Consider the following 12,137-nt stretch of genomic DNA (forward strand, 5'->3'; position numbering starts at 1 on the left):
GAGAGCATTGAGCGGCCGGGATTAATTACGCCCGCAAAAGAGCGAGGCGGCAGTAAGGAAAGAATAGCCTTATCAATGAAAAAATACAAACCGCCTCAGCGGGAGTTTGCCTCCACAACCGCTCTGATTTTTTCAATTGCACTCTGCATGTCTTCGGGCAGCGGGGCGGTAAAGGAGAGCGGCTCACGGGTGGTCGGCTGGTGAAAGGAGAGTGTTGCAGCGTGCAGGGCCTGGCGCGGGAGCAGTTCGAGGAGGTTCCGGACGAACCCTTCACTCCGGCTGAACGGGAGCGTGCGGAGCGCTGCTCCGCCATAGGTTTCGTCACCGAGAATCTGGTGGCCGAGGTGCTGCATGTGAGCTCTGATCTGATGGGTTCTGCCTGTATGGAGGGTCAGCGAGAGCAGGGAAAACCAGTGAAGGTTTTCTGTTACAAGGTAGTCTGTGATTGCGGTTTTCCCGTCTTTGCCTTCGAAAGCAAAGTTGGCCATTACCTTCCGGTCCTTTTTCGAACGTCCGATATTGGTTGTTATGGTGCCGGATAGCGGTTCAGGCACTCCCCAGACAATCGCCTTATAGATTTTTACTACCTGCCGGTCAGCAAACTGGCGGGCAAGACGGTGAAGGGCCGTGGGATTTTTTGCCACAATGATGAGTCCCGAGGTGTTCTTGTCGAGCCGGTGCACGATACCCGGCCGGAGAGATGATTTGTCAAGCTCTTCAGCCCCGATGCCGATGTGGTGGAGGATGGCGTTTGCCAGTGTGCCGGTCCAGTTGCCGAAGGCCGGATGGACCACCATCCCCGGCTTTTTGTTGATCACCATCAGATCATCATCTTCATAGATGATATCGATCGGGATATCTTCAGGAGCCAGCTCAGGGGCCGGGGGGCGCAGAAAGGTGATCTGGATGGTATCGCATGACTTGATGCGGTAGTTCGATTTGACCCTCTTTTCATTGACCAGCACCCGTCCCTCTTCAATTGCCTCCTGTACCTTGTTGCGAGTCGCGTTTTCAACCTGCCGGGTCAGATACTGGTCGATGCGCATCGGCGTCTGGACACGGCTTACCTGCAGGGTAAGTTTTTTCGGTTCAAGCGGGAGTGGATCCGGCTCTGTGGATTCGTTTTTTATCGGCTGATTTTGCATTTTGTGAAACTTGAACGCGTCCTGCGGTAATGCCTGTTACAATAAACGGTGCTCCTGACTGCCGCGGAAATTGCCTGTAGAGCCGGTGCGGCAGATTTACTGAAGTGTCCACAAGTATACTAAAACCATACCACATCTTCTATGCATTCCACGCAACAGTTGCCTGAAGCGGAGGTTCTCAGGGTAGACCTGGCTGTAATCGGTTCCGGTCCAGGCGGTTATGAAGCGGCTCTTCGCGGGGCAAAGGCCGGCATGAAAGTCTGCATCATTGAAAAAGCAGCTCTCGGCGGTGTCTGCATCAACTGGGGCTGCATTCCTACCAAAGCACTGCTGAAGAGCGCTGAACTGTTTGAGTCGCTTAAAAATCCCGGCACCTTTGGTTTTTCGGTGAAAGAGGTCTCGATTGATCTGGCCGAAGCGATAAAACGGAGCCGCAATGTGGCGCTGAAAATGTCGAAAGGTGTGGCATTCATGCTTCGCCGTAGTGAGGTTGAGGTGCTGCAGGGCGAAGCGCGCTTCAGCTCGCCGAACGATCTTGACGTTTATCGTGAGGGTACGCGAGTCGCCAGAGTCCATGCCCGTCATATCATTATCGCATCCGGATCCCGTCCCCGCCTTTTTCCCGGTCTTGAGCCGGACGGCAACCATATTATTACCAGCCGTGAGGCTCTTGCCATGAAATCGCTTCCCGGCTCCATGATTGTGGTCGGCGGCGGTGCTATCGGTGTTGAGCTCGCATGGTTTTATGCTATGGCCGGAACCGCGGTGACTCTGGTGGAGATGATGCCCCGGCTGCTTCCCCTTGAAGATGAAGAGATCTCTGCCGTGCTTCTGCGTTCTTTTCAGAAAGCGGGGATCACGGTTGCTGTAGGAGCGAAACTGGAGGGTGTCAAAGCAACGGGGGAGGGGGTTACCGCTCTCCTTACCGTCGACGGCCGGGAGCCGCAGCCTCTCAGTGCCGACTATCTTCTTGTTGCAATAGGCGTAACCGGTAATTGCGCCGATCTCGGCCTTGAGCATGCCGGAGTGGAAAGTGCACGGGGATTTGTGGTGACAGACCCGCTCTGCCGGACAGCCGCCGGGCATATATTTGCTATCGGGGATGTCCGTGGCGGGATGCTTCTTGCGCACAAGGCTTCGGCTGAAGCGGCAATTGCCATCTCGGCCATAAAGGGCGGAACACCGGAGCCCCTTGAGGACTCGATGATCCCGCGCTGTGTCTATGCCGAGCCGTCGGTCGCAAGTATCGGTCTCAGTGAAAAACAGGCTGAAGAGCGCGGTTACAGCGTCAAGGTTGGCCGCTCAATGTTTGCCGCATCCGGAAAGGCCAATGCGTATGGAAATCTTGAAGGTCTGGTAAAGCTGGTATTCAATGCCGCCGATGACCGTCTGCTCGGTGCCCACCTCATCGGGCACGGAGCGGTTGAGCTGATCGGGGAGCTGACGCTTGCCCGCCGCCTGGAGGTTACGGCCGGTCTTCTTGCCGGAACGGTTCACGCGCATCCCACCCTGTCGGAGACAATCAGGGAGGCGGCGGAGAGTGTGCTGCAGGAGTGACCAATAAAAAAATGGCACAAAAAAAACGCGGAGTTGCGCTGTCGGATAAAAAACTCTCTGTGCATCCGCTCCGTTTATGAAAACCATTTTCTATTGTCTTTCTAAAAGCATAAATTCAATGTTTATTATCAAAACTCATTAAAAAACAGTAAACCTTTTTCTGTGAATGACTTCTCGGTTCATGGAGCAAGGGTACCAACCAAACCTTCTATTATGACTCAGACTGACAAGGCTGGAACGAAAACTGCTGCTAAAAAAGCTCCTGCAAAGAAAGCTCCTGTGGCAAAGGCTAAGGCGGGTTTAACGGTAATTGCGGCTCCGGAACCGAAAAAAGCAGCGCCTTCTGCTGCAAAGAAGAAGTCCGGTCTTGCCTTTCCTTTTACGGCTATTGTCGGTCAGGAGGAGATGAAGCTCAGTCTGATCCTCAATATCATTGATCCCCGGATCGGTGGAGTGCTGGTTATGGGTCACAGAGGTACCGGAAAAAGTACCACGGTGAGGGCTCTTGCCGAAGTGCTTCCTTTTATTGACAGGGTCAAGGATGATACCTACAATCGCACGGTTGAACAGTATCTTGAGGGTGAAGAGAACAAAAAAGGGAAGGCGGCCATAGATCCGGCATCCCTGCAGACAGAGAAAATTCCGGTTCCGGTCGTTGACCTTCCGCTTGGTGCTACCGAAGACCGTGTCTGCGGTACCATCGATATCGAACAGGCGCTTACCAGCGGTGTAAAAGCGTTTGAGCCGGGTCTTCTTGCCCAGGCAAATCGCGGGTTCCTCTACATTGACGAGGTCAACCTGCTTGACGACCATCTTGTTGACGTTCTGCTCGACGTTGCCGCCAGCGGCAAAAACGTGGTTGAACGCGAAGGTATCAGTATCCGCCACCCTGCACGCTTTGTGCTTGTCGGTTCCGGTAACCCTGAAGAGGGCGAGCTCCGCCCGCAGCTTCTTGACCGTTTCGGTCTGCATGCCCGCATCATCACGATTCTTGATGTTGCCAAAAGGGTCGATATTGTCAAACGCCGTCGTGAGTTCGATGAGGATCCGGATGCGTTTATGAAAAAGTACAACCGCGAGCAGCAGAAGCTTCAGAAAAAGATCCAGCAGGCAAAAGAGCTGCTTCCTGAAGTTACCATGGATGACAGTGTACTGACCGATATTGCAAGGCTCTGTATGAACCTCGGCATTGACGGTCACCGCGGTGAGCTCACCATCACCCGTACCGCCCATGCCCACGCAGCTTTCCTCGGTCAGAAGGTAGTAACCATGAAGCATGTAAAGGAGATTGCCGGTCTCTGCCTGCGCCACCGTCTGCGCAAGGATCCGCTTGAGACCCTTGATGCCGGTGAAAAAATTGATCGCGAGATCGCAAAAGTCCTTGGAGAAGCGGAAGCAGTATAATGATAGCTTTTACCGATATTGTAGGAATGGATCTGGCCAAGAAGGCGCTTATGCTTCTGGCCGTTGATTCTTCTCTTGGCGGTGTAGTGATTCCCTCGGCTGTAGGGTCGGGAAAGTCGACCATTGCCAGAGCATTTGCCCATATTCTCCCCGAAGGAACCCCCTTTGTGGAGCTTCCCCTGAACGTCACCGAAGACCGCCTTATCGGCGGTGTTGACCTTGAGGCAACCCTTGCCACCGGCGTGCGCGTTGTGCAGCATGGCGTGCTTTCGAAGGCTAACGGAGGGGTGCTCTATGTTGACTCCATCAGTCTGCTTGACAGTTCGGCGGTATCGCACATCATGGATGCCATCTCGCGCGGCGAGGTGCTTGTCGAGCGTGAGGGCCTCAGTGAGGTTCATCCGGCAAAGTTCATGCTGGTTGGTACCTACGACCCTTCAGACGGAGAGGTCCGCATGGGTCTTCTGGACCGGATAGGGATCATTGTTCCTTTCACCGCCCAGAACGACTACCGTGCACGCAAGAAAATTGTCAACACGGTGCTCGGCAAGCGGGATGCGGAGGATACCCAGGATGAGCTCAACATGCTTACCGGCTTTATCCAGGCCGCCAGGGAGCAGCTGCCGCATGTCTCAATTACCAAAGAGCAGGTGCAGGCACTGATTCAGACGGCGATCAGCCTCGGCGTTGAGGGTAACCGTGTCGATATCTTTACGGTCCGTGCCGCCATCGCCAGCGCCGCTCTGGCACAGCGAAGCGACGTTGAGGATGAGGATATGAAACTGGCCATCAAGCTGGTACTCATTCCCCGTGCTACCCGGATGCCCGAGAGGGAAGCCGAGGCCGAAGAGATGCCACCCCAGGAGGAACCGCCGCCGGAGGATCCGGATGCCGAGGATGAGAACTCCCAGGCTGATACTCCGGATGCTGAAGCCGAGGAGGAGCAGAAGGATACTCCCGATATGATCGAGGAGTTGATGATGGATGCTGTTGAAATGGAGCTGCCGGACAACATTCTCAATATTTCGCTCGCATCCAAAAAGAAGGCTACCACCGGAAGTCGCGGTGAAGCGCTCAACAACAAGCGTGGCCGTTTTGTAAGATCCCAGCCCGGTGAGATGCGCAGCGGAAAGGTTGCGCTTATTCCGACCCTGATTTCAGCCGCCCCATGGCAGGAGACCCGCCGTCGCGATAAAAAGATGGCAGGCAGGCCGAAAACCGCCCTTATCATCACCAAGGATGACGTGAAGATCAAGCGGTTCCGCGACAAGTCGGGTACGCTCTTTATCTTTATGGTTGATGCTTCCGGCTCCATGGCGCTGAACCGCATGCGCCAGGCCAAGGGTGCGGTGGCAAGTCTTCTGCAGAATGCCTACGTGCATCGTGACCAGGTTGCCCTGATCTCGTTCCGCGGCAAACAGGCCCAGGTACTGCTCCCTCCTTCGCAGAGCGTTGATCGTGCCAAGCGCGAACTTGACGTGCTTCCGACAGGTGGCGGTACACCGCTCGCCTCAGCCCTCTATCTCGGATGGGAGACGGCCAAACAGGCCCGAACCAAAGGGGTAACCCAGGTGATGTTTGTGCTTATTACCGACGGACGCGGCAACATAGGGCTTCAGGCCGCCTTTGAACCGGACGCTGAAAAGGCATCCAAGGAGATGCTTGAAAAAGAGATCGAATCCCTGTCGCTCTCCATTCAGGCCGATGGTGTTGCTGCTATTGTTATTGATACCCAGATGAACTACCTCTCAAGGGGTGAAGCACCCAAGCTTGCCCAGAAACTTGGCGGACGTTATTTCTACTTGCCGAATGCAAAAGCTGAACAGATCGTTGAGGCGGTTTCAAGCTTCTGATTTCCGAAGACCTTTCCGGCTTATTCTGCCGGAAAGGTCCTATGCGGAACTATTCCCCTACTTTCATACATTTAAGGTAGTAGTATCATGCAGTTATTATTACCGCACCATGTGTATTTCACCTACCTCATCCTGCCATGTCAAATCGTCGTAAAATTGTCGCAGTTGTAGGCCTTGAGCAGTACAATGCCGGCCTATGGAGAAAGATCAAGGGACTTCTTGACAGTGAAGCCGAGCTTACCCAGTTGAGTGATATTGATCTCGAAAAGCAGTACCCTGAAGCGGCAACAGCCATTCAGGAGGCCGACTGTGTTTTCATGAGCATGATCAATTTCAAGGAGCAGATTGACTGGTTTAAAAAACAGCTCGAACTTGCGACCAACGAGAAAACCATCTTTATTTTTGAGTCGATGCCCGAGGCCATGGCGCTCACCAAAGTCGGAAGCTATTCGGTTGGTGACGGGAAGGCAGGTATGCCGGATATGGTGAAAAAGGTGGCGAAAATGCTGGTCAAGGGTCGTGATGAAGATGCGCTTTACGGTTATATGAAGCTCATGAAGATCATGCGCACCATTCTGCCGCTTGTGCCCAACAAGGCCAAGGATTTCAAGAACTGGCTGATGGTCTACTCCTACTGGATGCAGCCGACTCCGGAGAATATTGCCAACATGTTCCGCCTGATTCTGCGTGAATATTTCAATGAGCCGGTAACCGTTGGTGCGATCGTTGATGTTCCGAATATGGGACTCTATCATCCTGATGCGCCTGACTATTTCAAGGATGTCAAGAGTTTTAAGAACTGGTCAAAAAAACGCGGCATAAACTTCGACAAGGGGCAGAAAATCAGCATTCTCTTTTTCCGGAAGCACCTTATCCAGGAAAAGACCTATATCGACAATACCATACGTGTGCTTGAAAAACAGGGAATTCATGTATTTCCTGCATTTGTCATGGGTGTAGAGGGCCATGTGCTGGTGCGTGACTGGCTGATCAAGGAGAAAATCGACCTTCTGATCAACATGATGGGGTTTGGGCTTGTCGGAGGGCCGGCGGGTTCCACCAAGCCGGGAACTGCCGCAGAGGCGCGTCAGGAGATCATGGAAAGGCTTGATACTCCCTATATTGTTGCCCAGCCGCTCCTGACCCAGGAGTTTGAGTCCTGGAAGGAGCTCGGTGTCTCTCCCATGCAGATGACCTTTACCTACGCTATTCCGGAGATGGATGGAGCAATCTGTCCGGTTATTCTCGGTGCGTTGCAGGATGGCAAGATCGAGACCGTTCATGAGCGTCTCGAGCGCCTTGCACTGCTTTCCAAACAGTGGCTCCGTCTGAGGGCAACGGAAAACCGTGATAAAAAGCTTGCATTTGTTGTCTATGACTATCCTCCCGGTCTTGGTAAAAAGGGAACGGCAGCGCTGCTTGACGTTCCAAGATCACTCTTTTCTATTCTCCAGAGTCTCAAAAAGGCAGGATACAATGTCGGACAGCTTCCGGAGAGCCCCGAAGCACTCTTTGAGGCGATTGACCGGTCAACCGATTACCAGATTCAGCAGAACAAGCCTGATGCACTTAAGGTCAATTCGGAAAAATTCAGGGAGCTCACCTCTTCACGGGAGCGTGAGCGCATTGAGGCGCGCTGGAATGGCTTCCCGGGTGATATTGTCCCCATGGGAACGGATGATGTGTTTATCGGAGGCATGCGGTTCGGAAATATCTTCATCGGTGTACAGCCCCGCATGGCGGTTCAGGGTGATCCGATGAGGTTGCTTTTTGACAAGGAGAACACACCGCACCATCAGTATATCGCCTTCTACCGCTGGATCAGCCGTGAGTTCGGGGCTCATGCCCTTGTTCATGTCGGTATGCACGGTTCGGTTGAATGGATGCCGGGTCTTCAGACCGGTCTTACCGGTGACTGCTGGCCTGACGCTCTTTTGGGTGAGGTGCCGCATTTCTACATCTATCCGGTCAACAACCCCAGCGAGTCGACCATTGCAAAACGGCGCGGTCTTGCCACCATGGTATCCCATGTGGTGCCGCCACTGGCCCGTGCAGGCCTCTACAAGGAGCTTCCGGCACTTAAAGAGCTGCTTGCCGATTATCGCGAGCGCTTTTTGGGCACAGCCCATGAGGGGAGTATGGATGGTTCAGGTGTTGAAGAGGCTATCATGCAGAAAGCAGAGCTGCTCAACCTGACCGATGACTGCCCGAGAAGGGAGCAGGAGGGGTTCGGGGATTTTGTCAGCAGGCTTTACAGCTATGTGGCTGAGCTTGAAAACCGGCTTATTTCCAATTCTTTGCATGTTTTCGGTGAGGCAAGTCCGCTTGAGTCGCAGATTATCACGATTACTGAAACCCTCAAGAATCGTGGTGAGGATGGCAGGACCCTGCCCACTATTCTTATGAAATCATCCGGCAAAAACGGCCATTACGGCAGTTATGAGGAGGTCAGTCTTCGCTCAAGACAGGGAGATGAAGAGGCTATCATCATGCGCGAGTGGATTGAGCAGGCGTGCCGCGATTTTGTACAGCAGGTATTCTTTGACCGCAAAAATGCAGCGGGCGCTTTTGCATCTATTACCGGCGGCACGCAGCTTCCGGCTGAATATGCGCCCTTTATTGATCAGCTCACCATGGATGGCGGCAAACTGCTCTACGCGCTGCGCGATAATACCGGTGAGATGAGTGCGCTGTTGCGGGTTCTTGACGGTCGCTACATCGCTTCAGGTCCCGGCGGCGACCTGGTGCGTGACGGTGTCAGCGTGCTTCCTTCGGGCCGCAATATTCACTCCATTGATCCGTGGAGAATTCCCTCTGAACTTGCCTTCAAACGCGGGACGCTCATTGCCGACAGCATCGTCAAAAAGCATCTTGAGGAAAACGATGGACTCTATCCGGAGACTATAGCCCAGGTGCTCTGGGGGCTTGACACCATTAAAACAAAAGGTGAGGCGGTTGCCGTGGTTATCAGGCTGCTTGGCGCAGAGCCGGCCTATGACGCGTTCGGCAAAATCAGTCACTACAGTCTGGTGCCGCTTGAAAAGCTCGGTCGTCCGAGAATCGATGTGCTTATGCAGCTCAGCCCGATTTTCCGTGATGCTTTCGGTCTGCTTATGGACCAGCTTGACCGCCTTGTCAAGGAGGCAGCCAAAGCCGATGAGCCGCATGAGATGAACTATATCAAAAAACATGTCGATGAAGCGCTTGCTACCGGTGTGGAGTTCGACAGTGCAACCGCCCGTCAGTTTACCCAGTCTCCCGGCGCTTACGGTACCTATGTTGATGATATGGTTGAAGATTCAGCATGGGAGACCGAAAACGATCTTGATGACCTCTTTATCCGCCGCAACAGCAGCGCATACGGCGGTGGAAGAAAAGGGGAGAAGGAGACCGAGATCCTGCAGAAACTGCTCGGTTCGGTTGACCGGGTTGTCCACCAGGTTGACTCGACCGAGTTTGGTATTTCCGATATCGATCACTACTTCTCCTCATCCGGATCCCTGCAGCTTGCTGCACGGCGACGCAATACAAAGGGGGGAGACATCAAGCTCAACTATGTGGAGTCATTCACCTCCGATATCAAGGTTGATGATGCCGAGAAATCGCTGCGTATCGAGTACCGTTCAAAACTGCTCAATCCGAAATGGTTTGAAGGGATGCTCAAGCACGGCCACAGCGGTGCAGGCGAAATCAGCAACAGGGTGACCTATATGCTCGGCTGGGACGCGGTAACCAAAAGCGTTGATGACTGGGTCTACAAAAAAACCGCAGAGACCTATGCGCTTGATCCCGAGATGAGGGAGCGCCTTGCAACCCTGAATCCGCAGGCGATTAAAAATATTGTAGGCCGCATGCTTGAAGCCCACGGCAGGGGAATGTGGAAAGCCGATCAGGATATGATCAGTGAACTGCAGGAGATCTATGCCGACCTTGAAGACAGGCTGGAAGGCATGAGCGACGATAAATAGTTTGAAAAGAATTTTATAGGACCTCTATGACTTAAATGACATATAGGTCCTATAAAAAATGGAAGCGTTACATCGAGGTAGAGTAGTTGGGGGCCTCTTTGGTGATTTTGACATCGTGCGGGTGGCTCTCTCTGAGTCCGGCAGAGGTAATTCGCACAAACTTTGTGGCTGTTTTCAGCTCTTCAATACTCCTGACTCCGCAGTATCCCATTGCCGATTTAAGCCCGCCGATCAACTGGTAGACCACTTCGTCAAGCTGTCCTTTGGAAGGAATCCGGCCTTCAATACCTTCCGGTACATACTTTTTTGACTCCTTTGATGCATCCTGAAAGTAGCGGTCACTGCTTCCCTCCGGTTCGCTCATGGCTCCGAGAGAGCCCATTCCGCGATAGGTTTTGAATTTCCGTCCTTCATAGAGAATGGTCTCCCCCGGACTCTCATCGGTTCCGGCGAAAATACTTCCGATCATAACGGAATCTGCTCCGGCAGCAAGGGCTTTGGCTATATCACCGCTGTATTTGACACCGCCGTCGGCAATGATGGGTGTATTGCTCTTGGCAGCCTCTTCCGCGCAGTTTATGATTGCCGTCAACTGAGGCATGCCGACACCGGCAACAATGCGGGTGGTACAGATGCTTCCCGGTCCTATTCCTACTTTAACACAGTCGGCACCGGCTTCGATCAGGTCTCTTACCGCTTCAGGTGTGGCGACATTACCGGCGATAACCTGCAGATCGCTGTAGACCTTCTTGATTGCGCGAACCGTATCAAGCACCGCCTTGCTGTGCCCGTGTGCGGTATCTACGGCGACAACATCAACACCTGCATTAACCAGTGCCTTGACCCGATCAAGGGTGTTCTCGCGGATCCCTACGGCAGCACCGACCCTGAGATGACCCTGACTGTCCTTGCAGGCATTGGGAAACTGTTTGCGTTTCTGCACATCCTTGAAGGTTATCAACCCTTTCAGGTTGCCCTCACTGTCGGTAATGAGCAGTTTTTCAATTTTGTTGAAAAGCAGGATCTCTTCGGCTTTTTCAAGATCAACATCCTCTCTGGCGGTAATGAGGTTTTTGCTGGTCATGATGCTCGCGATCTTTGCATCCAGTTCCGGTTTGATGCGAAGATCCCGGTTTGTGACTATTCCTTTAAGAATCTGTGAGCTATCGCCCTCGAATTTCGGGCGGGCAATCACCGGTATTCCTGAAATGGAGTGACGAAGCATGAGGTCAAGAGCATCCTGCATGGTTGCGTCTTCATAGAGGGTAAACGGGTTGCGGATAATGCCGCTTTCAAACCGTTTGACCCTGGCCACTTCGCGAGCCTGATCTTCAATCGAGAGATTTTTATGGATAATACCGATACCGCCTGAACGGGCAAGTGCAATGGCAAGATCTGACTCCGTCACCGTATCCATTGCTGCGCTCACCAGAGGGATTTTAAGCGTAATGGTTTTGGTGAGCCGGCTTGAAACTACTGTTTCCTTTGGCAGAACACTGGAATATGCAGGGATAAGAAGAACATCGTCAAAGGTCAATGCTTCATAGAGAATCTTCATCATTGGCAGCATGGTTAAGGGATTGCGGCAAAATCAATTTTGCCAATTTACAAAAAGTGAGCGTAGAATGACAATCTTAATCACGCTAAAGAGCAACCGGAAAATGGCGGATTTGAATGAGAAGCCCTCAAAAAGCGCTTATTGAAAGATATATCAGTAACAGAATGCTTTTGAAAATCTAAAATAGAGTGTAAATTGCAGGCCTTTTAATACGGAGAGGTCGCATAGTTGGTCTAGTGCGCTCGCCTGGAAAGCGGGTAGGGTGTCAAAGCCCTCGAGGGTTCGAATCCCTCCCTCTCCGCCAGAAAAAAGAACCACCGGAACAGATTACGTGTGGTTGTGTTATTTGTGATTGAGGAAATGAGGAGGGATGAGAACCCGGTAAGAGGCGTTCGACAAATGGGCCGCGTGAGCGGAACATTTGGACGGCGACCGAAGTGGAGCCGCCCCGCAGAGCGGGGTGAGAAGCAAAGCTTCGAATCAATCCCTCCCTCTCCGCCAGAAAAAAGAACCACCGGAACAGAGTACGTGTGGTTGTGTTATTTGTGATTGAGGAAATGAGGAGGGATGAGAACCCGGTAAGAGGCGTTCGACAAATGGGCCGCGTGAGCGGAACATTTGGACGGCGACCGAAGTGGAGCCGCCCCGCAGA

Annotated in this window: 6 protein-coding genes and 1 tRNA gene; 5 read left to right on the top strand and 2 right to left on the bottom strand. The window is 52.9% G+C overall.

Annotation, left to right across the window (positions count from 1 at the left end; translation table 11 throughout):
• Positions 1–95: 95 nt before the first annotated feature.
• Positions 96–1,145: an RluA family pseudouridine synthase gene (locus G9409_RS09765; protein ID WP_166808579.1), complete on the bottom strand. Its 1,050-nt coding sequence runs from the start codon at positions 1,143–1,145 to the stop codon at positions 96–98.
• A 141-nt stretch (positions 1,146–1,286) separates the two neighbouring features.
• Between G9409_RS09765 and lpdA the strand changes: the two genes are divergently transcribed.
• The 4 genes from lpdA to bchH all read left to right on the top strand — a co-directional run bounded on the left by lpdA (position 1,287) and on the right by bchH (position 9,927).
• Positions 1,287–2,702, top strand: a complete 1,416-nt coding sequence (gene lpdA, locus G9409_RS09770; RefSeq protein ID WP_166808580.1) for a dihydrolipoyl dehydrogenase — start codon at positions 1,287–1,289, stop codon at positions 2,700–2,702.
• Positions 2,703–2,915: 213 nt separating this feature from the next.
• Positions 2,916–4,106, top strand: a complete 1,191-nt coding sequence (gene bchI, locus G9409_RS09775) for a magnesium chelatase ATPase subunit I (protein ID WP_166808581.1) — start codon at positions 2,916–2,918, stop codon at positions 4,104–4,106.
• A complete protein-coding gene (gene bchD, locus G9409_RS09780; protein ID WP_166808582.1) occupies positions 4,106–5,959 on the top strand; it encodes a magnesium chelatase ATPase subunit D in 1,854 nt (617 codons plus the stop codon). Before bchI ends, bchD begins: the two co-directional genes overlap by 1 nt.
• Before the next feature lie 137 nt (positions 5,960–6,096).
• Positions 6,097–9,927, top strand: a complete 3,831-nt coding sequence (gene bchH / locus G9409_RS09785) for a magnesium chelatase subunit H (RefSeq protein ID WP_166808583.1) — start codon at positions 6,097–6,099, stop codon at positions 9,925–9,927.
• 67 nt (positions 9,928–9,994) lie between these two features.
• Here the strand turns inward: bchH and guaB are convergent, their stop codons facing one another.
• Entirely contained in the window at positions 9,995–11,488 is a 1,494-nt protein-coding gene (gene guaB / locus G9409_RS09790; RefSeq protein ID WP_166808584.1) for an IMP dehydrogenase, read from the bottom strand.
• A 210-nt stretch (positions 11,489–11,698) separates the two neighbouring features.
• Between guaB and G9409_RS09795 the strand changes: the two genes are divergently transcribed.
• Positions 11,699–11,789 (top strand) — tRNA-Ser (locus tag G9409_RS09795).
• Positions 11,790–12,137 lie beyond the last annotated feature (348 nt).

Origin of the sequence: Candidatus Chlorobium masyuteum (assembly GCF_011601315.1) — a bacterium.
GTDB classification, from domain to species: Bacteria; Bacteroidota; Chlorobiia; order Chlorobiales; family Chlorobiaceae; genus Chlorobium; species Chlorobium masyuteum.